Raw genomic sequence first — 23322 nt, forward strand, 5'->3', positions numbered from 1 at the left:
GGCGGGCGCCCCGGGGACTACGTTGACGCTGCTTGACTCGCCCGGGTGCCGTCGGGCCAGGGATGGGCGTCTTCGCTGATGGGTGCTTTGCTGAAAGAGCTGCTTTTATGCGGCTCTTTCTTTGTTTTTGGGTATATTTGAACGTGTTGAATTGTTTTGGCGTCGAGATTGCGACTTGTCCTGGCGCTGTTGTTTGTAGCCGTCTCGGTTTTGTTTGAGGGGAGAAATTATTATGCGTATTGTGTTTATGGGTACGCCTGATTTTGCTGTGCCTTCGTTGACTTCGCTTGTTGAGGCTGGGAATGAGATTGCGCTTGTTGTTACTCGTCCTGATGCTGTTCGCGGGCGTGGTAAAAAGTTGGAGCCGTCTCCTATTAAGGCCAAGGCGCTTGAGCTTGGGTTGCCGGTTATTGAGGCTAATCGTATGACGGCCGAGGTTGTTGAGGCGCTCCAAGCTGCGCAAGCCGATATTTTCTGTGTGGCTGCCTATGGTTGCATTTTGCCCGATGAGGTGCTGCATATGGCGCCGCTTGGTATTGTGAATGTTCATGCTTCGCTGCTGCCTCGTTGGCGTGGGGCAGCTCCTATTCAGCGTGCGATTCTCGCTGGTGATGAGGTTGCTGGCGTTTCTATTATGCGCATCGGGCATGGCGTTGATACCGGCGCTTATTGTGCCCAGGCGTCTACGTCGGTTGCCGGTAAGCATGCTGAGGCGCTGACCATGGAGCTTGGTGAGCTTGGCGGTAAACTGCTTGCCGATACGCTTCCTTCTCTTGCCGATGGCACCGCCGTGTGGACTGAACAGGATGAGTCGCTCGTCACTCATGCTGCTAAGATTTCTAAGCAGGAGATGCGCCTGGATCCGCAGATGGCGGCGCTCGATTGCGTGCGTCATGTGCTGGCCTCGTCCGATACCGCGCCTGCTCGTTGCGTGATTGCTGGCAAGACCGTGCGCGTGCTCGATGCTGCGCCAGCTGATGTGTCGCTTGGCGAGGGTCAGGTTCTCGTTAAGGCCAAGCGTGTTTACCTGGGTCTTTCCGATGGCACGGTTGAGTTGCTCGAGGTTAAGCCCGATGGTAAGCGCGCCATGGCTGCTTCTGCTTGGGCTGCTGGCCTGCAGGGTGCCGATCTTATCTGGGGTGTTTTGTCATGAGCAAGTTGTCTCCCGCGCGCAAGCTCGCGCTCGATGTGCTGATGGAGGCCGATCGCCGCGGCATGTATGCGCGCGACGTGCTGTCCTCTCGCGCATCGGCCAAGGCTATTGACCAGCGCGATTCCGCTTTTGCCGCCCGCTTGGCGCTGGGTGTAGCCGCCACGCAGGGTATTTTGGACGAGCTGCTCGATCAGTTTCTCGATAAGCCCAAAAAGGTTGCGCCGCGCGTTCGCATGGCGCTTCGTATTTCTGCCTTCGAGATGCTCTACCTGCATACGCCGGGCCGTGTTGCCGTAAGTCAGGGAGTTGAGCTGGTTCGCTGCGGTGCTAAGTCCGCCGCCGGTCTGGCGAACGCCGTTCTGCATAAGGTTGCGGACAATGTTGAGGACTTTGCCACGGCATCCGACGTGGATGAGTCCGAGCGACGCTTGGTTCGTCTGTCGCGCCTGATGGGCTTGCCGCGATGGCTGTGCGCTCGCATTATGGCATCGTTTGACACGCCAGAGGGTGCGCTTAACTTTGCCGGCAATCTGGCCCCCGCGCCGCTGGCCCTGCATGAGAACGCTTTTGCTTCCAAGCCCGATCCGTATATCTCGCAGCTCGTCGCGCCTGTCTTCCCGGGCTGCCATGCCCCGGTTGATGCGCAGGCCACGGTTGCATCGGGTGTGTTTGAGCGCGCTGCGGCTGTGGCCTCGGACCTCAATGCCCAGCTTATTGCGACCGCGGCGACCCGTCCCGGGCGCTGCTTGGAGATCGGCGCCGGTCGTGGCACCAAGACCTATGTGATGATGTGCCAGGCCAAGCGCGCCGGCTATGACCGTCAGCATACCGCGCTCGATCTGCACGATCGTAAGTGCGATCTGAATCTCGCGCGCCTGCATAAGGCGGGTATCTCGGGTGTTCGTACGGTGTCAGGCGATGCCTGCGAGCTCAATGAGGTGCTTACGTCCTTTGACGCGATGCTCGGCGAGCCTGCCCTGTTCGACACGGTCTTTATCGATGCACCGTGTTCTGGCACTGGCACCATGCGCCGCCACCCCGAGATTCCGTGGCGTCTTACCGAGAACGACGTTACGACTGAGCTGCCCCGCCTGCAGCTGACGATGCTCAAGGAAGCCGCCGCGCGCGTGGCTGCCGGCAGTGAGCTTATCTATGCCACCTGCTCGGTTTTTGATGAAGAGAACACGCAGGTCGTGGATGCCTTCCTTGCTTCTCCCGAGGGCGCCGGCTTTACCGTGGCGCCGCTCTCCGAAGCCCAGATTCTGCAGCTGCCCGAGTACGATCATGCCAAGAGCCTCGTCACCCTGCGCCAAAACGCTCGAGGCCTCTTCCAAAGCGTGCCCGTTAACGCCGACTCCTACGACGGCCACTTCTGCGCCAGGCTGGTGCGCAACTAATACGGCACCCGAGGGTTGACCCGCTTGCCATGAAATGGGCCTATCTACTACATTAAACCCATTACCCCCAACCATGCCGAATTTAGCGAATTCAAAACCGCAGGTAGACGGCTCGTCGATTTTGTAAAAACGCAGGTGTGCTCGGACTATACGGGTCAAACGTAGTAGATAGGCCGTTTTCGTGGCGCAACCCCAGACCAGTCGCCGGGGCGTTGTTCATTCCTGAAAAAATTCAACCCCGCGATCGGGCTTGATCGCATAGCCACTTGTCACTAGTGGCTATGCGGGCAGTTAGCGCAGCAGCCGCTGGTGGCGCTGGTGCTGGAGCCGCCGCTTCGCTGGTCGGTGTTGTAGAAGCCGCTGCCCTCAAACTTGATGCCGCTGGCCGAGAACGTCTTGGCGGCCGGAGCGCCGCAGTTGGGGCACACGACCTCGGGGGTCTCGGACATGGGATGCTCAACCTCAAACACGTTGCCGCAGCTCGAGCACTTGTAATCGTAGCGCGCCATAATACTTCCTTTTCAGCACAAAGCGGGCAGATTACTCTGCCCGCAAAAATTCAAACGTCTGTAACTGTACCCTATATCGGGCGTTTTATCACGCTTCGCCCCAGAATCTATGCGTGTTGCGCAGGAGCTGTGCGGTTTTGCTCTCGGCGGCCGCAACGTCGGCCTCGTCAGCCTGCCAGGTCCAGTTGCCCGTGGCCACGCCCGGTACGTTCATGCGCGTGTCGTCGCCAAGCCCCAGCACGTCCTGCAGCGGCATCATCACCAGGGGAGCGTCGCTTGTCAGCGCGTCGCTCATCAGCTTGGCTGCCACCTCAACACCGCTCGGCTCGTCGCCGCCCGCAAAGGAGCGCGTGCACCAACCCGCGAGCGTCGACGTGTCGTGAGTCGATGTGTACAGGATCTTGCCGGGCGTAGGGTGCACGCCGTAACGAACGTCGTAATCGCTAAACTCCAGTACGTCCATACCGGGGAAGCCGCAAGTCGAAGCCATGGCGCGAACGCCGGGCGTCAGGTAGCCCAGGTCCTCGGCGATAAAGTTGAGCGGCCCCAGCTCGTCATAGGCGGTCTGGAACAGGTCCTTGCCCGGGCCTGCCAGCCAACGCCCGTCGGCGCAGGCCTTACCCGCGGGAATGCTAAAGTAGCTGTGGAAACCCAGGAAGTGATCCAGACGCACGCGGTCGTAGAGCGAAAACGCACGACGTAGGCGATCCATCCACCAGCTATAGCCGTTCTGCTTCATGTGGTCCCAGCGGAACGTCGGGTTGCCCCACACCTGGCCCTCGGGCGCAAAGTTGTCGGGCGGCGCGCCAGAAATCTCAATCGCCTTACCGGTATCGGACAGCCAGAAGTTCTCGGGCTCGCTCCATGCATCGGCCGAATCGTCCGAGACATACATCGGGATATCGCCGATGACCTCGATACCCTTCTTGTGCGCATAGTTCATAAGCTCGCACCAGGCTAGGTCAAAGCGGTACTGCATGTACGCCTGCAGCTCTGCCTCGTCGTGGAAACGCTTGTCGTCAATCAGGTGCTCGTTGTAGCGCGCGACATCCGCCGGCCAATCGTGGCGCGACTCGCCCTCAAAGTACTTCTTAACGGCCATGTAGACGCAGTATTTCTCGAGCCAATCGGCGTTGCGATGTTTAAACGCGGTGTAGAGCGGATCGGCATCCTCGCCGCCGCGGGTCTTCCAGATGGCAAAGTCGGCGGCGAGCTCCTCGTGGCTCTCGGGTAGTAGGTCGATATTGCCCGCAAAAGCCGAGGGCCCGGCATAGGGGGAGCGGAAGAAGTCTGTTGGGTTGACAGGCAGGACCTGCCAGTAGCGCATGCCCATAGCGGACAGATGGTCGATAAAGCGACGCGTGGGCGTGCCGATCGTGCCGGGCTTGCCGTCGTCGGTCGGCACCGATGTGATATGGCACACAACACCCGCGCCGTGATCGAGCGGCTCCTGCAGGCGCTGCTCGGCATGATGATAGATAATCGATGAGCCCAGCGGATACAAATCGAGCGTGACCGTGCCGTTGTGGATCTCGCACTCGTGACCGCTGATCACGTCACTCGCGCATTCGTCGAGCGCCGGAATCGTCACGCGGTGCGAATTGCGCAGACTACGGTTGATGATAACCGTCGCGGACTCGCCATCCTTGCCCGTGCGGTTGTATGCCAGCACCTCGTCGTTGAGCGCGAAGGCCTTGATCTCGCCGTCGATCATAAACGGCAGTGCGCGGCGTACGGCGGAGGCGTTTTTGACAATAGCCAGCGTGTCGAAGTCGTGCAGTTGGTCCTTGGTCGGCAGGGTGCGGCGGTTGCCCGGATCGGTTAGACCCTCCAGGCCGTATTCGTCGCCGTAGTAGATCGAAGGCACGCCGGGGAAGGTCATCTGCATGAGCGTGGCGAGCCAAAAACGGCTCTTGGCCAGGCCCATCGAGTTCTCGTCCAGGCGCCATTTGCTGCGCTCGCACTCGGGCAGCTGCGACTCGTCGGGGCCGCCGCCGAGCACCGAGATAATGCGCGGACGGTCGTGGCTCGAAAGCAGATTAAGTGCGCAGGACAGGGCCTCACGCGGATAGTTCTCGCGCAGGGTCTCGATATCCTCGGCTGCCTGGTAGGCGTTCTTGTAGCCCATCAAAAAGCCGATGACCATGTCGCGGAAGGGATAATCCATAGCCGAGTCGAGCTCTGAGCCTTGCAGATAGCGACGCAGATGGCCGTAGCTGATCTTGTTGGAGGCGTCTTCCCAGACTTCGCCGAGCAACAGTGCATCAGGCTTTTCGGCAAGTACTGCCTTCTTGATCTCGGTCAGGAAATCGTCCGAAAGCTCGTCGGCCACGTCCAGGCGCCAGCCATGAGCGCCGGCACGTAGCCATTTACGGATCACGCCGTCCTTGCCCAGAAGCCGCTCGCGTACCAGCTCGGAGCTCTCATTGATGGCGGGCATATTGCCCACGCCCCACCAGCAGTCGTATGAGCCGTCCTCGTGGAAATAAAACGCATCGCGCCATGGCGAATCCTCGCTCTGCCACGCGCCCACGCCGGGGTAGTTGCCGTAGCGGTTGAAATAGATCGAGTCATCGCCCGTGTGGTTGAAGACGCCGTCCAGAATGATGGAGATGCCCAGCTTCTCGGCCGCCTGGCACAGCTCGGTAAAGTCCTGCTCGGTGCCCAGGATCGGGTCGATCTTGGTGTAGTCGGCCGTGTCGTAGCGGTGGTTGCTCGCGGCTTCAAAAATGGGGTTGAGGTAGATGGCCGTAAAGCCCAGCTCGGCGATGCGAGGCAGGTCTTCCTGGATGCCCTTGAGCGACCCGCCGTAGAAGTCCCAGGTTTTGATGGAGCCGTCTTCGGCGCGCTCGTACACGGGCGGCTCGTTCCAGTCCTCGACCATGCGGCGCTGGATTCCGTTGCGTGGTTTTTCGACCTCGGCCAGCGTGCGCTCGCGCCAGTTTTCATCTCGGGCGTAGCGATCGGGGAAGATCTGGTAGACCATGCCACGCTCGTACCACTCGGGACGCACTTCGCGGTGCTTATAGACGGTAATCTGGAAGGACGGAACCTCGGCGTAGTCGTAAGTTACGCCCTCTCCGCCGGTGCGACCCTGCGGTACGCCCAAGCGGACCTCGGGCTGGCCCTCGATATTGCATATAAAGCTGTACCAGATAAGACAGGACTCGGTGCACTCAAGCTCTACGGTATAAATGCCGTCGCCCTCGTGCGTCATGGGATACCGAGACTCACCGATCTCATCGACCCAGGTGCGCAGCGTAAGCGTTGCCTGGTTGGGGTCGGCATCCTCCAGAATCACGGAGAGCGAAAGGGTAGTTCCAGTGGTCACAGCGCCAAACGGAGTGCGAAACTGCGGAAGACGGCTGTTGTGTATCAATCTCATAATACGGTCCAGTTCAATAGAATCACGGCCTGCGGGCCATGGCTTTACGCACAAGTTGTAAGTATATCTGTTGTACACAGGCTGTATAAACAACATCCGTTTACCATCGGCGAACGGTTGTCCTAGAAAATCGTTTTACCACTACCTACAGAGAAGGGGCACCCAGTTGGAGCGCCCCTTGCTTAGGGTTTGATGAGGTTTTGAATCGTCTGCGTACTAGCGGCGCTTGCGGGTGGCCGTTGCCTTGCGGACGGAGGTCTTCTTGGTCGGAGCCTTTTCCTCGGTCGCGGCGACGGGGGAGACCGGGGCCTTCTTGGCGGGCTCGGGCTTGGCCTTTACCTCGGCCTTGGGCTCCTCTTTGACGGCAGCGGACTTGGCCTCGACCTTAGCCTCCGCCTTGGGAGCAGCGGCCTTGGTTGTGGTCTTCTTGGCCGTCGTCGTAGTGCGCTTGCGCGTGGTGGCCTTGGCGGCCGGCTTGGCCTCGACGGTTGCCTCGGCCTTGGACTCGGCTGACGTCTCCTCAACCTTGGAGGCCGGCTTTGCGGCTGCCTTGGTCGTAGCGGCCTTCGTCGTAGCGGCCTTCGTAGTCGTCGACTTCGTTGCCGTGGTCTTCTTGGCTGCTGTTGCTTTCTTGGCGGTCGCGGTCGTCTTCTTCGCAGCGGTCTTGGCCGGTGCCTTTGCCGCAGGCTTAGCCTCAGCGGCGGCCTCAGCCTTTACCTCGGGAGCAACCTCGGCTTCGGCGGCCTTCTTGGCAGCTGCGGTGGTGCGCTTGCGCGATGTCGTCTTCTTGGCAGCGGTGGTCTTGCTCGCGGTCGCGGTTTTGCTCGCAGCGGCCTTCGTGGTCGTGGCCTTCTTAGCCGTCGTCTTACGAGTTGTGGTCTTCTTTGCCGCGGGCTTCGCAGCGGGCTTCGCCTCGGGCTTGGACTCGGGAGCAGCCTCAGCCTTCGCCTCAGGCTCGGCCTTTGCGGGCACAGCCTCAACCGGCTTCTCTTCGGCCTTGGGCTCCTCAGCGGCAACCGGCTCAGCAACAGCCTCAGACTCGTCGACAACAGCCGCCGGCCGCTCAATCTCCGGATGCATAAAGAAGTACAGGTCCAGATACTTGTCAGCCGAGCGCGTCCAGCTAAAGTCCTGGCTCATGGCCTGCGTTATCAGCTGGTTCCAGGCGTCGCGGTTATCCCAGAACAGACGCGCCGCGCGGAACACGGCGTCGCCCATCTCGTCGCCGTTAAAGTTGGTAAACGAGAAGCCCGTGCCTTCGCCGGTAAACTCGTTATACGGAATCACCGTGTCCTTCAGACCGCCAGTCTCGCGAACAATCGGCAGGGTGCCGTAGCGCATGGCGATGATCTGCGACAGGCCGCAGGGCTCAAACTTCGAAGGCATTAGGAACATGTCGGCGGCGGCATACATGCGCTGCGACAGCGCAGGATCGAACTCGATGCGTGCGGCCATGGTACCGGGGTACTTGTCCTGGAAGTAGCGCAGACCGTCCTCGTAGTCGCGGTCGCCGGTGCCCAGCACCGCCACCTGCACGCCGCCGGCCAGAATGCGGTCGAGCGCGTACATGACCAGGTCCATGCCCTTCTGGCGCGTCAGGCGCGTGACCATGACCATAAGCGGACGGTCGTCGCGAACCTCGAGCCCCAGCTCTTCCTGCAGCTTGGCCTTGCATACGGCCTTACCAGAACGGTCCTCCACGGTGTAGTTGGCGGCAATGCGCTTGTCGGTCGCCGGGTCAAAGCCCGCCACGTCAATGCCATTCAAAATGCCCTGCAGCGCATAGGAGCGCTCGCGCAGCACGCCGTCCAGGCCCTCGCCAAACTCGGGCGTCTGGATCTCGCTGGCATAGGTGGGGCTCACCGTGGTTATGGCGTCGGCATAGCGCAGGGCGCCCAGCATGTAGTTGATGCTGCAGGCGTCGCAACGCAGCTGCGAGGCGGCCGCCGGAATGTGTGCCACACCCAGGATGTCCTCCATCACGGTGTCGCTAAACTGGCCCTGGAACGCCACGTTGTGGATCGAGAACACGGTCTTGACGCGGTCATACAGCGGCAGGCCCTGGTAAAACTCGCGCAAAAACACGGGCGCAAGTGCCGTCTGCCAGTCATTGCAGTGCAGGATGTCGCACTCAAAACCGGCCGGCAGGTGCTGCAGACTCTCGGTGATGGCCTTGGAGAAGAACGCGAAGCGCTCGCCGTCATCAAAGAAGCCGTACGGATAGTCGCGCGCAAAGTAGCGCTCGTTGTCGATGAACATATAGGTGACGCCGTCGTGCTCGAGCTTCTCGAGACCGCAGTACTCGTTGCGCCAGCCCAGGCTCACGTAAAAGTCGGAGAAGTGCTCCATCTGCGCCTTGTACTCGTCCTTGATGGTGGCGTACTTGGGCACCATGACGATGACCTCGGCGCCGGCGCGCACAAGCGCCGCGGGCAACGAGCCCGCCACGTCGCCCAGGCCACCGGTCTTTACAAACGGTGCGCACTCGGCCGAGGCAAACACGATCTGCATCTTTTTGCTGGAATCTGCCATATTGTCTCCCATGTTGTTATTCGAGAATAGCCGCCTGGCGCTAACCGGGCGGCTATTCTACATGTTACGAGCGATGTTGCGGTGCCAACGTTAACGTACGATGGTGGTGTCGGAAGTTAACGGAGCCTTGCCCAGCACCAGGATGTTCTCGGGCGTGCCGCGAAGCTCGGTGTTGGTGGGAACCACGTTGTTCTTGTCCAGGATGGCGTTCTCGACGCGGGCGCCGCTCTTGATGATGCAGCTCTGGTTGATGATCGAGTTGGTCACCGAAGCGCCTTCCTCGACCACGACGCCGCGCGACAGGATCGAATTGCGCACGGTGCCCTTGATGATGCAGCCGGCCGAGATGATCGAGTTGCACGCGTGGCTGCCGGTCGCATAGCGCGAAGGCGGCACGTCGTGAGCCTTGGTCAGGATCGGGCGCTCGGGATCGAAGAGCTGGTCGGCGACGGTCTGGTCGAGCAGGTCCATGCTGCGGCGATACAGCGACTTCTCGCTAAACACGCCCACGACCTCGCCCTTGTACTCATAGCTGCACACGTCGATGTTGCCAAAGTCGCCCTGGAGTGCCTCGAGCAGGTCCAGATAGTCGGCGGCCTGGTAATGGTCGATGATCTCGAGCAGCGTCTGGCGGTTGATGATGCAGCAGTCCATGGACGCGTTGTCGCCGTACGCCACGCCGGTGCTCACGCCGGTCAGGCGGCCGTTCTCGTTAATGTCGAGCTTGGTCTCGTCCTCGATGTTGCGCGTGGCCTTGCAGTACACCACGGTCATCTGGGCGCCGGAGTTCTCGTGCGCCTCGATGATGGTGTTGAGGTCCAGGTTGAACACGATGTTGGTGCCCATCATGACCACGTAGGGCATTTCCGAGCGCTGGAACAGCGTTTTGTTGGAGATGATGTCGCGCAGCAGGAAGCGCATGCCGCCCTTGGTGGTGCCATACGCGTTGCCGGGGACCATGAACAGGCCGCCCTTCTTGCGGTCGAGGCCCCAGTCCTTGCCCGAACCGACATGGTCGATCAGGGAGCGGTAGTTGCCCGGCATGACGACGCCGACGGTCTTAATGCCGGCATTCATCATGTTGGACAGCGGAAAGTCGATCAGGCGGTAGCGGCCCAAAAACGGGACAGACGCGATGGGGCGGTCCTTGAGCAGCACGCTGCCGTAGGTCGAAGAGTAGTTAGCGGTGATGTAACCGATGGCCTTGCGATTGATCATCGGATCATTCCCCCTTCCCGATAACGACGTCATTTCCAACGACGGCCGTATCCTTGGTGGTATCGACAGAGCCGAGCTTCACGCCCTCTTCGACCGTGGAGTTCTCGCCCAAAATTGCGCGGCAGATGTGCGCGCCGCTCTTAACGTGCGCACCCGGCAACAGCACGGAGTCCTCGACCACGGCGCGCTCCTCGATGATGACATCGGTCGAAAGGATCGAGTGGCGAGCGGTGCCGTAAATCTTGCAGCCATTGGAGACCAGGCAGTCGTCCAGGCGGCCGTCCGGGCCAATGTAGTGCGGCGGACGCGTGGTCACGTTGGACATGATGGGGAAGCTCTTGTCAAAGAGGTCGAACTCGGGGTTGTTGCCCAGCAGGTCCATCGAGGTCTCGTGGAAGCTGGCGATGGTGCCGACGTCCTTCCAAAAGCCGTTGAACTCGTAGCTGTACAGACGCTTGCCCTCGCCGAGCAGCTTGGGGATGATGTCCTTGCCAAAGTCGTGGCTCGAGCGCTGGTCCAGGGCGTCCTCCTCGAGCGCCTTGATCAGTACGTCGGCCGAGAAGATGTAGATGCCCATGGAGGCGAGGTTCGAATCGGGCTTCTCGGGCTTCTCGGTAAACTTGGTGATGCGGCCGTCCTCGGGGTCGGTGGTCAGGATGCCAAAGCGGCTGGCCTCCTCCCACGGCACGGGCATAACGCTCACCGTGAGGTCGGCGTTGTTCTCGATGTGCGTCTTGAGCATCTTGCGGTAGTCCATGCGATACAGGTGGTCGCCGGAAAGAATCAGGACGTACTCGGGGTCGTTGGCCTTGATGTAGTCGAGGTTCTGCGTGATGGCGTCGGCCGTGCCCGCATACCAGGCGCCACCGGTCTGCGTCTCGTACGGCGGCAGAATCGACACGCCGCCGTCACGGCTGTCCAGATCCCACGCCTCGCCGGAGCCCACGTAGGCATGCAGCAGGTAGGGACGGTACTGCGTCAGAACGCCCACCGTGTCGATGCCCGAGTTGGAGCAGTTGGAGAGCGAAAAGTCGATAATGCGGAACTTGCCACCAAAGCTAACCGCCGGCTTGGCGATCTTTTGGGTGAGTGCCCCCAATCGGCTGCCCTGTCCTCCTGCGAGGAGCATCGCGATGCATTCTTTCTTACTCATCGATTTCTCCTTCTGTCATCGAAGTTCCAAAACCCATTAGCGACGGGCGCGGCGCAACGTCACGCCCGTCAAGTAATGCCGTGCTGGCAAAGGGAGCTTGCGCGCCTTTAAGCGTGCCAGATCTCGTCGCGGTACTCGCGAATGGTGCGGTCGGACGAGAACCAGCCGCTCGAGGCGGTGTTGAGCAGGGCCTTGCGGTTCCAGGTCTCCTGGTCGCCATAGCTGTTCGTAAGCGCCTCCCACGCATCCACGTAGCTGCGGAAGTCCGCCATGACCAGGTCGGGGTCGTTGTTGTTCATGAGCTCGTTGTAGATGCTCTCGAAGTTGCCCGAAAGACCCGCAAAGGTGTTGTCCTTGAGCTCGTCCATCACGCGGCCCAGACGCTCGCGATCGTTGTTGAGCGTATCCCACGCAAAGTAGCTGTTCGACGCCCAGAGCTGCTCGACCTCGGGAGCGGTCAGGCCAAAGATGGCCTCGTTCTCGCGGCCGGCCAGGTCGGCGATCTCGATGTTGGCGCCGTCGAGGGTTCCCAGCGTAATGGCGCCGTTCATCATGAGCTTCATGTTGGACGTGCCCGAGGCCTCCTTGCCGGCCGTGGAGATCTGCTCCGAGATCTCGGCGGCGGGGTAGATGAGCTGGGCGTTGCTCACGCGGAAGTTGGGGATAAAGCAGACCTTCATGACCTCGTTCACGCGGGCGTCGTTGTTGATGACGTCGGCCACGGAGTTAATGAGGCGGATGGTCTCCTTGGCAAAGGTGTAGCTCGAGGCAGCCTTGCCGCTAAAGATGAAGGTCGTCGGCGTCACGCGGAAGTTGGGATCGGCGATGCGACGGTTGTAGATGTCCATCACCTTCATGATGTTCATGAGCTGGCGCTTATAGGCGTGGAAGCGCTTTACCTGAACATCAAAGACGGTGTTGGGGTCAATGACCAGGCCGGTCTCGGCCTTAACGTAGGCGGCCAGGCGCTCCTTGTTGGCGCGCTTGGAGGCACCCACGGCCTTGAGGAACTCGGTGTCGTTTTGGAACTCTTTGAGTTTCTCCAGCTCAAAGGCGTCCTTCAGCCAGCCGTCGCCAATGGCCTCGGTCACGAGCTTGGCGTAGGTGGGGTTGGCCTCGGCAAAGAAGCGACGGTGCGAAATGCCGTTGGTCTTGTTGTTGAACTTCTCGGGCGTCAGGGCATAGAAGTCCTTGAGCACGATGTTCTTGATGATGTCGGAGTGGATCTTGGCCACGCCGTTGACGCTGTGGCTGCAGATCACGGACAGGTTGGCCATGCGGATCTCACCGTCCCACAGAATGGCGGTCTGGCGCAGACGCTCCTGCCAGCCCTCCTGCGTGGTGTCGAACGACTCGTGCCAACGACGGCTGATCTCGTCGATAATCTGGTACACGCGGGGGAGGAGCTTGGAGAACGTGCCGATGGGCCACTTCTCCAGAGCCTCGGGCAGGATGGTGTGGTTGGTATAGCTCACGACCTGCGTCACGATGTTCCAGGCGTCGTCCCACTCGAGCTTCTTCTCGTCGATGAGGATGCGCATGAGCTCGGGGCCGCACATGGCGGGGTGGGTATCGTTGGTGTGGATGGCCACAAACTGCGGCAGCAGCTCCCAGTTCGCGCCGTGCTCCTTCTCAAAGGTGTCGAGCAGGCTGTAGATGCCAGCCGAGACAAACAGGTACTCCTGCTTCAGGCGCAGCAGACGGCCGTGCTCGCCGGCGTCGTTGGGGTAGAGGATGGCGCTGATGGCCTCGGCCTCAGCGCGCTCGGCATCGGCCAGGGCATAGTCGCCGCGGTTGAAGGCCTCCAGATCGAAGTGCTCCTCGACCGGCTCGGCGGCCCAGACGCGCAGCTTGTTGACGGTCTCTCCGGCATAGCCCACAACGGGGATGTCGTAGGGGACGGCCAGGATGTCCTGCGTGTCCACCGTGCGATAGAACGTGCGGCCGTCCTCCTCAAAGCCCTCAACGCGGCCACCAAACTTGATGGTCACGGCCTTGTCCTGACGACGGACCTCCCAGGGATAGCCGTGGGTGAGCCACTCGTCGGTGGCCTCGACCTGGCTGCCGTTGACGATCTCCTGCTTAAACAGGCCGTAGCGGTAGCGCATGCCGTTGCCGTAGCCGGCAATGCCCTCGGCTGCCATGGAATCCAGGAAGCACGCGGCCAGACGACCCAGGCCACCGTTGCCCAGGGCCGGATCGGGCTCCTGGTTCTCGATGACGGACAGATCGAAGCCCATGTCGTCGAGCGCCTCGGCGACCATGTCGCGCACGCCAAAGTTGAGCAAGTAGTTGTCGAGCAGTCGGCCGATCAAAAACTCGATCGAGAAGTAGTACACGCGCTTCTTGCCCTCGGCGGTGGCGCGGGCGTCGCTCTTGGTGGCGACGGTGCGCGCCTTCTCGGCCACGAGCTTGGCCAGGGCGTTAAAGCGGTCGAGGTCGCTGGCGGCCTCGACGCTCTTGCCGCTGATGCTCATAACGGCATCGCGATAGAGCTCGGTAAACTCCTGCTTGTTGTCGAAGATCTTATTCATACGTTCCTTTCCCCCGGGGATGTTTCTCCCGGAACGGTTATGACTTGTATCCTACGCCTCGTCGGGGCGGGTAATTACAGTGGTAACGCCTTTGTTACGCTTTCTTAGCAGGAGCCTTAACGGCAGCTGCCTTAGCCTTGGGAGCGGCCTTTTTGGTGGCTGCCTTTTTGGCCGTGGTGGACTTGGCCGAAGCCTTGGCAGCGGGCTTGGTAGCCTTCGCCTTAGCTGGAGCCTTCTTAGCAGCCGCGGCCTTGGGCTTTACCGAGGACGAGCGCTTACGCGTCGCCTTCTTGGGCTCCTCAACCACGGGCGGCTTGTAGCTGCTGGGGCCGCGGCGCTTAAGCACTACGCCTGCCAGGCCGGGCACCTTAATCTCAATGGAGTCCATCTGCCCGTTCCAGGGATAGGGCTCGCTCGAGCAGGTGTAGGGTTCCTCGCCGGCATAGCCGCTGCCACCGAACTCTGGACGGTCGGAATCAAAGATGACCTCCCAGTCGCCCTCGCGCGGCACGCCCACGCGGAAGCTCTCGTAGCTCGCCGGGTCAAAGTTGATCAGGATCACCAGGTCGTCGTCGATGTCCTCGCCCTGGCGCACAAAGCTCACGATGGACTGCTTGGAGTTGTCCGCATCGATCCAGGTAAAGCCGTCGTCGGTGTAGCCGCGCTCGTACAGGGCGGGCTCGGCGGTGTACAGGTGGTTGAGCGCCTTGATAAACGCCTGATGATGACGGTGAGTCTCGTACTCCTCGGTTAGGAACCACTGGATGGACTCGTAGTAGCGCCACTCAATAAACTGGCCAATCTCGTTGCCCATAAAGTTGAGCTTGGCGCCGGGGTGCGTCATCTGGTAGAAGGCGAGCGTGCGCAGGCCGGCAAACTGGCGCCACCAGTCGCCCGGCATGCGGCCGATCAGCGAGCACTTGCCGTGCACGACCTCATCGTGGCTCAGCGGGCAAATAAAGTTCTCGGTAAAGGCGTACATGATGGAGAACGTGAGCAGCCCGTGGTTGCCGGGGCGCCACGGGAAATCGGTCTGCATGTAGTGCAGGGTGTCGTTCATCCAACCCATGTCCCACTTGTAGTGGAAGCCCAGGCCGCCGTCCTGCGGCGGATAGGTCACGAGCGGCCACGCGGTGGACTCCTCGGCCATCATCATCACGTCGGGGTAGTGCGCCTCCACGGCGCAGTTGACCTGGCGGATAAATGCGCTGGCGTCCAGGTCCTCCTCGGTGCCGTACTTGTTGAACTTCTTTTGGCCGGGATCGTCGATGCCAAAGTTGAGGTACAGCATGCTGGATACGCCGTCCATGCGAATGCCGTCAACGTGGAAGTTCTCGAGCCAGTACAGCACGTTGGAGACCAGGAAGGAGCGGACCTCGCCACGGGCAAAATCGAACTTGTGCGTGCCCCAGTTGGGGTGAATCTCGTGCTCAAACAGCATGTGGCCGTTAAAGGTGGCAAGGCCGTGGGAGTCGGCGCAAAAACCGCCGGGCACCCAGTCCATGATCACGCCAATGCCTGCCTCGTGGCACGCATCGATAAAGTGCATGAGCTGCTGCGGGTTGCCGTAACGCGACGTGGCGGCATAGTAGCCGGTCGTCTGGTAGCCCCAGGAGCCGTCGAAGGGATGCTCCATGAGCGGCATGACCTCGATATGCGTGTAGCCCATGTCGCGCACGTAGTCCACGAGCTCCACCGACAGGTCGTCGTAGGTATAGAACTCGCCGCGCTGTGCGGGGAAGGGATCCATGGGGCCGGGGTAGTTGCCGAACTCGTCCGGCTCGCCCTGCGGCGCGTCGCCGTGGCGCTTCCACGAACCAATATGCACCTCGTAGATGTTAAGGGGCTGCGACATGTGGTTGTGGCCGGCGCGTCGCTTGAGCCACGCGGCGTCATTCCATTTGTAGCCGTCGAGGGTCCACAGTACGCTCGCGGTACCCGGAGGGCACTCGGCCTTAAAGGCATACGGATCGGCCTTGTAGAGCTTTTCGCCCTCGTTGGTCTCGATAAGGTACTTATAGAGCTGGCCCTGTTCGGCGCCAGGAATAAAGCCTTCCCAAATAGCGCTCGTATGCATGGGCACCAGCGGGTTGGCTTCTTCATCCCAGTCGTTAAATTCGCCAATGACATGCACACTCTTTACGTCGGGCGCCCAAACGCAAAAGCGCCAGCCGCGCGTACGGTTCTGCGTGTCGGGGTGCGCGCCCATCTTTTCCCAGCTGCGCTCCCACGTGCCGATGCCAAACAGATAGACATCGTCCTTAGTGAGCTCCGGTACGTGCGGGGCGGCTTTACGGGTAGCGGGCTTTTTAGTTGCTGGCTTTAGCTTTGTATCGCTCACGTTTGATCCCATCATGACGCGGCAGCATGTTGCCTTGGTGACTAGATGCGAAAGGTCCAAGGCTGCACGAATCGAAGGGACGGCGATAGTTCTATGATTCGTTCCACCTCGCGTGCTCGGTGGAACTTTCGGCAGAAACTACGATAACACCTGTACGTTACTTTTATGAAGGAAAGTGGTTTTGGGGCGGCGTTTAATCGGCAAGCGCCATGTTTAGACCACTGGCAGAATTGCCGTGGTAAAACTCTTGACAGTTTTATCAATTAGGGTTTCAAGATTGTTAGTTTGACGTTTGGTAAAACGTTTTTAGCAGGATGTTTACCATTTGACATCGAAAGGCTCGTTTATGTCCCAGACCGCCGCCCCCAACGTTGCTTTTATTTTCGATTGCGACGGCACACTGGTTAATAGCACCCCCGTTTGGGCTTATGCCCAGCCCGAGTTATTGCACCGCCACGGAGTTGACGTGACGGTCGATGATTTTGCCCAGTTTGAGCATTTGTCGCTCGAGGACGAGTGCCAGGCCTACCACGACACGTGGGGCATTGGCGAGAATGGCGAGGAGCTGTATCGCGAGCTGAGCGACATCCTGATCGATGGCTACTCCAAGGTGCCGCCGCGCGAGGGGCTCTTGGCATTTTTGGAGCAGGCGAAGACGGCGGGCATTTCCATGTGTGTGGCTACGTCCACGCCGGCCGAGCTGGTTAAGTCTGCGCTTGCGGGAGCCGGGCTCGACGCTTACATGGAGTTTGTGACCACCACGGGTGAGGCGGGGCGTTCCAAGCAATTCCCCGATGTGTACGAGCTGGCGCTGCGCCGTCTGGAAGAGCGTCATGGGCACCAGTTTGAGCGCGCATGGGTGTTTGAGGACGCCGTCTTTGGCCTAAAGAGCTCTGGGGCCGCCGGGTTTAAGCGTGTGGGCATCTATGACCCGCACGGCCGCATGGAGCGCGACGATGTGCGCGCCAACTGCGATATCTTTATCGACAGCTACGAGGAGCTGGATCTGGCCCGCCTGCTTGCGTTTGAGGGATAGGCGAGAGCTGTGGCTTGTAAGGTATTAGTGGTCTGTGGTTCGCCCGTGGTGGCAAGCGCGGGTCTGTTGCGCCGCTTAGCAGGGGAGTGCGATCACGTCATCGCCGTGGACCGCGGGCTCGACGCGCTGCTGGGCGCCGGCATGAGCTGCGACGTATATGTGGGGGATGCCGACACGGTGAGCGATGCAGGTCGCGCGCTGGTCGATGCCGCCACCGACTTTGAAGTTGAGCGCCATGACCCGTACAAGGACTATACCGATCTGGCGTTGGCGCTCGATTCCGTCCGCCGTCGCTGGCCGGGTGCCGAAGTGGTTGCGACCTGCGCCACCGGCGGCCGCCCCGACATGGCCCTAAGCGTCCTAGGCTTACTAGCCAACTTCAAAGACGCCCCCGTCTGGATTGCCGAGGACGCGACCACGGCCCGCATTCTGCACGAAGGTGAATCTTGGACCATCAAAGGCGCCGAAGGCAAGACGTTCTCCATCATCGCCATTGCCCCTAACACCGAGGTAAGCGAACACGGCCTAGAATGGGAACTAAATCACGCCCCGCTGGGCTTGTTGGCCGACACCGGCATCAGCAACGTCGTCAGGTCAACAGCCACGATCCAAGTCCACACCGGCACCGCCATCGCTTACCTATATCAATAGGCATTTAGAATCTGACCCAAAAAGTCCTTGCACGCCGTGCCAACTTCCCCTATAGTATCTCCTCGTCACGGGGGCGTAGCTCAGCTGGGAGAGCGCTTGACTGGCAGTCAAGAGGTCAGGGGTTCGATCCCCCTCGTCTCCACCATCGCGAATGCAAAGGCCTTCGGAATTCCGAAGGCCTTTTTTTCGTGGCAAAACACCTCGGCACACAAACCGATACCCACACCAACAAAAAGTTGCACAATTTATTTCCCATGTCTGTACATAGTTTGTTATCCAATCGCAATTACCGGTGCAGCTCGCTGCTCCATTTGGGCTTCAGGAACGCTCCCAATTATTGCCAGCACCCCAATAACCTGCGCCAACGTGAACAACATCCCAAAACAACCCCCTTAATCACGTCAAATGAACGATATGTTGTCCATCGCAGCCCAAATCAGTTTCACTAACAGCTTGTGCTAGGATACCTAACGTTACATGAGTTCAACTGTGCTCACGGCTCCAGCAAGTCATAAAGCGCAGGGTTGATCAGCATCCGGCCGTAACGGCGGTGCCAGAAACACCACGAGCTCCAATATCGATTGTCATGTGCGATTTTGCACTTGCTTTTGTGGCTATTTATAAGCTCGCCATAGGCTGTGCAATATATTCTCATGACAAACCGCAGCAGTATTCAGCTGTTTGCGTGCGGATCACTTTTGAACTCTCTTGACTGGTTCGCACGCAGTCAGCTGAGGTTGCTGGCATTCTTGCGATACGTGCCTGTGACCTCAGCGCTGCTTGTATACATACCGTTCACGGTGGGGCAGAGCCACGTGCTTGTCTGATTGGGCTCAGGGTTTGAATATGGGGCGCCTTTGCGCACAAGCGCTCTGGCGTAGCCATACCCAAACCCCGTGAGCCACACGTAAGACAGCAAGGGGGTGGTACTCGTGTGGTATGTGATCCAGGTCATTAACGGTCGCGAAGACGTAATGCGCGAGCGCATCGAGCATATGGTGCCGGCAAGCGCCATGCAGGAGCTCTTTTATCCCCAATTTCAAACCGAGATCAAGGTACACGGCGAATGGGTCAATACGACCAAGCCGCTGTTCCCCGGTTATCTTATCTGCGACACGGCAGATCCCCGTACCGTGCAACAGTATCTGCTTCGCATGGACGACTTTGCCCGGGTGCTATCCCAGGACGGTCAGTTTGTGCCGCTGGCAAAAGAAGAGGTCCAGCTTATTGGCAGCTTTACGCATAGGGGAGACCGCGTTGTGCCCATGAGCGAGGCCCTAAAAAACGGTGATCAGGTCGTAGTGACGGCAGGTCCACTGCTGGGCCACGAAGGCCTTATCAAAACCATTAACAGACGCAAAAACACTGCTTATTTGGAGCTCGACCTGTGCGGTCGACGCGTGACTACGCGCGTTGGTCTTGCCGTGCTTTCGGCCGAGCAGCGTGTAACGCGAAACCTTAAAAAGGCGATCGCTTAGCTGCAGACGGTCGCTATTCAGAACAGGGAGGATCCCCGACCCGGGGACGAAGTGTTGGAAGAGAACGTGTCGGATAAAACTCAATATACAACGGATGCGCCCGCAGGGGCGGCACTGATTGCTCAGGCCATGGACCGGCGCGAGGGCGTCGGCCGTTACAAGGCCATGCAATCCATCGTGGACTGGGATCGTTCGCGCCTGGCCTACCGCGCCGTTAAGCGCGCCTTTGACATCGTGTTCAGCGGCTGCGTGCTGGCCGTCATAGCCGTACCCAGCCTTGTGCTTGCCGCGGCCATCCGCCTAGAGAGTGAGGGCAACCCCTTCTACAGCCAGATCCGCGTTGGTCAGACCTGCCCCGACGGCAGCCTGTCAACCTTCCGCATGTGGAAGTTCCGCTCCATGTACAAGGACGCCGACGAGCGCCTCGCCGAGCTCAAGGAGCAAAACGAGATCGCCGGCGCCATGTTCAAAATGAAGGAGGACCCCCGCGTCACCAAGATCGGGAAGTTCATCCGCAAGCACTCCATCGACGAGTTCCCGCAGTTCCTGAATGTGTTTCTGGGTCAGATGTCCGTGGTTGGCCCCAGACCGCCGCTGCCGAATGAGGTCGCGGAGTACACCGAGTACGACCTGCAACGTTTGGCCGTGAAGCCCGGCATCACCGGCTGGTGGCAGGTTACCGATCGTAACTCAACTGGTTTCGACGGCATGGTCCGCCGTGATCTCGAGTACATAGCCAGGCGCGGAATTGTCACTGACCTCAAGATCGTCTTCCTCACGGTTCTGGAGGTCTTCAACGGGAGCGATGCGTACTAATGCAGCATGTTTTCATCATCGGATCCAAGGGGATTCCGGCAAACTACGGCGGCTACGAGACGTTCGTGGAGAAGCTGACCGAGAATCAGGTTTCGCCTGACCTCAAGTATCACGTGGCGTGCGCTGTGGATTCCGCCGAGCAGGTCGGCGAGTTCGAGCACAACGGGGCGCACTGCTTCAACGTGCTGCGCAGGCCCGTCGGTGCCGCGAGGGCGATCTTCTACGACATCGACGCCCTCAAGTGGTGCATCGCCTACATTGAGGAGAACCGAGTCCAGCACCCCATCGTCTACGTGCTGGCCTGTCGCATCGGGCCGTTCTTCGGCAGGTACGTGAACAGGATCCACGCCCTTGGCGGCAAGGTCCTCGTGAACCCCGACGGACACGAATGGAAGCGCGCCAAGTGGAGCGCGCCCGTCCGCAAGTACTGGAAGGTCTCGGAGCGCGGGATGGTCAAGCACGCCGACCTGATGGTGTGCGACTCCAAGAACATCGAGAAGTACATTCGAGGGGAGTATGCCGACCTGGACCCCGAGACGACTTTCATCGCCTACGGGGCCGACATCAGGCACTCCGCGCTCGCTGACGACGACCCCAAGTTCACCGGATGGCTCTCCGAGAAGGGCCTCGAGCCCTACGGCTACTACCTGGTTGTGGGACGCTTCGTGCCTGAGAACAACTACGAGACCATGATTCGGGAGTTCATGGCTTCCGACTCCAAGCGGGATTTCGCGCTCGTGACTGGAGTGGACGACTCCTTCCTCGCGGAGCTCGAGCGGAAGACGCACTTCAAGTCCGACCCACGCATCAAGTTCGTCGGGACCGTCTACGACCAGGAGCTCCTGAAGAAGATTCGCGAGAAAGCATACGGCTACTTCCACGGCCATGAGGTGGGGGGCACCAACCCGAGCCTCCTGGAGGCGCTGGCGTCCACACGCCTTAACCTCCTTCTCGACGTCGGCTTCAACCGCGAGGTCGCCGAGGACTCGGCTCTGTATTGGAGTAAGGGATCCGGAGACCTGGCTGAACTTATTAACCGTGCGGACATGATGGACTCAAACTCGATCGAGGAGCTCGATACGGCATCGACCTCCGTTATCCGCGACCGGTATTCGTGGCGGTTCATCACCGACAGCTACGAAGGCCTTTTCCTCGGAAGGCAATAGCAATATGAAAGGCATCATCCTCGCCGGCGGGTCCGGCACGCGCCTGTACCCGCTCACGCTCGTGACCTCCAAGCAGCTGCTGCCGGTCTACGACAAGCCCATGATCTACTACCCGCTGTCCACCCTCATGCTGGCGGGCATCCGGGACATCCTGGTCATCTCCACGCCTACCGACCTCCCCAACTTCGAGCGCCTGCTCGGGGACGGCTCGCGCTACGGCGTGAGCCTGTCCTACGCCGAGCAGCCGACCCCTGACGGCCTGGCGCAGGCCTTCACCATCGGCGAGGACTTCATCGACGGCGAGCCGTGCGCCCTGGTGCTCGGCGACAACATCTTCTACGGCAACGGCCTGTCGCGCCACCTGACGCGCGCCGTCCAGAACGCCGAGTCGGGCCGCGCCACGGTCTTCGGCTACCACGTGGACGACCCCGAGCGCTTCGGCGTCGTGGAGTTCGATGCGCAGGGGAGGGCCGTCTCCATCGAGGAGAAGCCCGCCGAGCCCAAGAGCTCCTACGCCGTCACCGGACTCTACTTCTACCCGGGCGACGTCGCCGCCAAGGCCCATGGGGTCGAGCCGTCGGCCCGCGGCGAGCTGGAGATCACCGACCTCAACCGGATGTACCTGGAGGAGGGGACGCTGTCGGTCGTCACCCTGGGCCGCGGCTACGCGTGGCTGGACACCGGCACCATGGAGAGCCTGCACGAGGCTGCGGAGTTCGTCCGCGCCGTGGAGCACTCCCAGGACCTGCCCGTGTCCGTGCCCGAGGAGATCGCCTGGGAGAACGGCTGGATCACGACCGCCGAGCTCGAGGAGGCCGCCGAGGCCTACGGCAAGTCGGTCTACGGGCGGCACCTGAAGAAGGTCGCCGCCGGCGAGATCGTCAACAGCCCGCGCGAGTACTAGGAACTGAGGAGATACGAACATGGCAGAGGAGACCTTCTCCCCCGAGAACATCATCGTCACGGGCGGCTGCGGCTTCATCGGCAGCAACTTCGTCCATTACGTGGTCGACAACCACCCGGACGTCCACGTGACCGTCCTTGACAAGCTGACCTACGCCGGCAACCCCGAGAACATCGCCGGTCTGCCCTCCGACCGCGTGGAGCTCGTCGTGGGCGACATCTGCGACGCGGAGCTGCTGGACAGGCTGGTCCCCGGCCACGACGCGATCGTCCACTACGCCGCCGAGAGCCACAACGACAACCCCATCGCCGACCCGGAGCCGTTCCTGCGCACCAACGTCGAGGGCACCTTCCGCCTGCTGGAGGCCGTGAGGAAGTACGGCATCCGCTACCACCACGTCTCCACCGACGAGGTCTACGGCGACCTGGCGCTCGACGATCCCGCCAAGTTCACCGAGGAGACGCCCTACAAGCCGAGCTCCCCGTACAGCTCGACCAAGGCCAGCTCCGACATGCTCGTGCGCGCCTGGACCCGCACCTACGGCCTACGGACAACGATCTCCAACTGCTCCAACAACTACGGCCCCTACCAGCACGTGGAGAAGTTCATCCCCAGGCAGATCACCAACATCATCGACGGCGTGCGCCCCAAGCTCTACGGGAAGGGCGAGAACGTCCGCGACTGGATCCACACCGAGGACCACTCCAGCGCCGTCTGGGACATCCTGACCAAGGGCCGCATGGGGGAGACCTACCTCATCGGCGCCGACGGCGAGAAGAACAACATCACCGTCCTGCGCATGATCCTCGAGGCCATGGGCCGCGACCCCGAGGACTTCGACTGGGTCGCCGACCGCCCCGGCCACGACCGCCGCTACGCCATCGACTCCACCAAGCTCCAGCGCGAGCTGGGCTGGAGGCCGGCCCACACCGACTTCGCCGAGGGACTCAAGCAGACGATCGACTGGTACGTCGCCAACGAGTCCTGGTGGCGCCCGGCCAAGGAGGCCACCGAGGCCCGCTACCGCGCACAGGGGCAGTAAGGAGGGG

16 protein-coding genes and 1 tRNA gene are annotated in these 23322 nt (G+C 60.7%); 10 read left to right on the forward strand and 7 right to left on the reverse strand.

The window, feature by feature from the left end:
- Positions 1-232 precede the first annotated feature (232 nt).
- Both fmt and DWW73_RS07570 read left to right on the forward strand, forming a co-directional pair.
- Positions 233-1153, forward strand: a complete 921-nt coding sequence (gene fmt / locus DWW73_RS07565; protein WP_117779212.1) for a methionyl-tRNA formyltransferase — start codon at positions 233-235, stop codon at positions 1151-1153.
- Positions 1150-2550 carry an RsmB/NOP family class I SAM-dependent RNA methyltransferase gene (locus DWW73_RS07570; RefSeq protein ID WP_117779213.1) on the forward strand — a complete coding sequence of 467 codons (1401 nt, stop codon included), beginning with the start codon at positions 1150-1152 and terminating at the stop codon, positions 2548-2550. The genes fmt and DWW73_RS07570 overlap by 4 nt, the downstream gene beginning before the upstream one ends.
- A 272-nt stretch (positions 2551-2822) precedes the next feature.
- Here the strand turns inward: DWW73_RS07570 and DWW73_RS07575 are convergent, their stop codons facing one another.
- From DWW73_RS07575 to glgB, 7 genes are all read right to left on the reverse strand, one after another.
- Positions 2823-3059 carry an FmdB family zinc ribbon protein gene (locus tag DWW73_RS07575; RefSeq protein ID WP_117583493.1) on the reverse strand — a complete coding sequence of 79 codons (237 nt, stop codon included), beginning with the start codon at positions 3057-3059 and terminating at the stop codon, positions 2823-2825.
- An 88-nt stretch (positions 3060-3147) separates the two neighbouring features.
- Complete coding sequence (locus DWW73_RS07580; RefSeq protein ID WP_117779214.1) at positions 3148-6444, reverse strand: 4-alpha-glucanotransferase; 3297 nt, start codon at positions 6442-6444, stop codon at positions 3148-3150.
- Positions 6445-6660: 216 nt separating this feature from the next.
- Positions 6661-8976, reverse strand: coding sequence for a glycogen synthase GlgA (gene glgA, locus DWW73_RS07585; protein ID WP_117779215.1), 2316 nt, complete (start codon positions 8974-8976; stop codon positions 6661-6663).
- A 90-nt stretch (positions 8977-9066) separates the two neighbouring features.
- A complete protein-coding gene (gene glgD, locus DWW73_RS07590) occupies positions 9067-10194 on the reverse strand; it encodes a glucose-1-phosphate adenylyltransferase subunit GlgD (RefSeq protein ID WP_117779216.1) in 1128 nt (375 codons plus the stop codon).
- A gap of 4 nt (positions 10195-10198) precedes the next feature.
- Positions 10199-11347: a glucose-1-phosphate adenylyltransferase gene (locus tag DWW73_RS07595; RefSeq protein WP_117779217.1), complete on the reverse strand. Its 1149-nt coding sequence runs from the start codon at positions 11345-11347 to the stop codon at positions 10199-10201.
- A gap of 107 nt (positions 11348-11454) precedes the next feature.
- On the reverse strand, positions 11455-13881 hold the full coding sequence (locus tag DWW73_RS07600) for a glycogen/starch/alpha-glucan phosphorylase (protein ID WP_117779218.1): 2427 nt from the start codon (positions 13879-13881) through the stop codon (positions 11455-11457).
- A 94-nt stretch (positions 13882-13975) separates the two neighbouring features.
- Positions 13976-16237 (reverse strand): 1,4-alpha-glucan branching protein GlgB, encoded by a 2262-nt coding sequence (gene glgB / locus DWW73_RS07605; RefSeq protein WP_117779219.1) that lies wholly within the window; start codon positions 16235-16237, stop codon positions 13976-13978.
- A 331-nt stretch (positions 16238-16568) separates the two neighbouring features.
- On the opposite strand from glgB, the gene DWW73_RS07610 reads away from it, so the two are divergent.
- The 8 genes from DWW73_RS07610 (at position 16569) to rfbB (ending at position 23315) form a co-directional block, all read left to right on the forward strand.
- A complete protein-coding gene (locus DWW73_RS07610) occupies positions 16569-17258 on the forward strand; it encodes an HAD family phosphatase (protein ID WP_117779220.1) in 690 nt (229 codons plus the stop codon).
- A 9-nt stretch (positions 17259-17267) separates the two neighbouring features.
- Positions 17268-17909 carry a thiamine diphosphokinase gene (locus DWW73_RS07615; protein ID WP_117779221.1) on the forward strand — a complete coding sequence of 214 codons (642 nt, stop codon included), beginning with the start codon at positions 17268-17270 and terminating at the stop codon, positions 17907-17909.
- A 69-nt stretch (positions 17910-17978) separates the two neighbouring features.
- Positions 17979-18054 (forward strand) — tRNA-Ala (locus tag DWW73_RS07620).
- 787 nt (positions 18055-18841) lie between these two features.
- On the forward strand, positions 18842-19387 hold the full coding sequence (gene loaP, locus DWW73_RS07625) for an antiterminator LoaP (RefSeq protein WP_233509162.1): 546 nt from the start codon (positions 18842-18844) through the stop codon (positions 19385-19387).
- 66 nt (positions 19388-19453) lie between these two features.
- Complete coding sequence (locus DWW73_RS07630) at positions 19454-20203, forward strand: sugar transferase (RefSeq protein ID WP_233509163.1); 750 nt, start codon at positions 19454-19456, stop codon at positions 20201-20203.
- The gene (gene cps2T / locus DWW73_RS07635; protein ID WP_117779224.1) at positions 20203-21369 is read left to right on the forward strand and encodes a beta 1-4 rhamnosyltransferase Cps2T; all 1167 of its coding nucleotides are present in this window, start codon (positions 20203-20205) and stop codon (positions 21367-21369) included. Before DWW73_RS07630 ends, cps2T begins: the two co-directional genes overlap by 1 nt.
- A 4-nt stretch (positions 21370-21373) precedes the next feature.
- Positions 21374-22273: a glucose-1-phosphate thymidylyltransferase RfbA gene (gene rfbA, locus DWW73_RS07640; protein WP_117779225.1), complete on the forward strand. Its 900-nt coding sequence runs from the start codon at positions 21374-21376 to the stop codon at positions 22271-22273.
- Between the two features lie 19 nt (positions 22274-22292).
- Positions 22293-23315 (forward strand): dTDP-glucose 4,6-dehydratase, encoded by a 1023-nt coding sequence (gene rfbB, locus DWW73_RS07645; protein ID WP_117779226.1) that lies wholly within the window; start codon positions 22293-22295, stop codon positions 23313-23315.
- The last annotated feature ends 7 nt before the right edge of the window (positions 23316-23322 follow it).

The sequence above is a fragment of the Collinsella sp. AF16-8 genome (assembly GCF_003462695.1).
GTDB lineage: Bacteria > Actinomycetota > Coriobacteriia > Coriobacteriales > Coriobacteriaceae > Collinsella.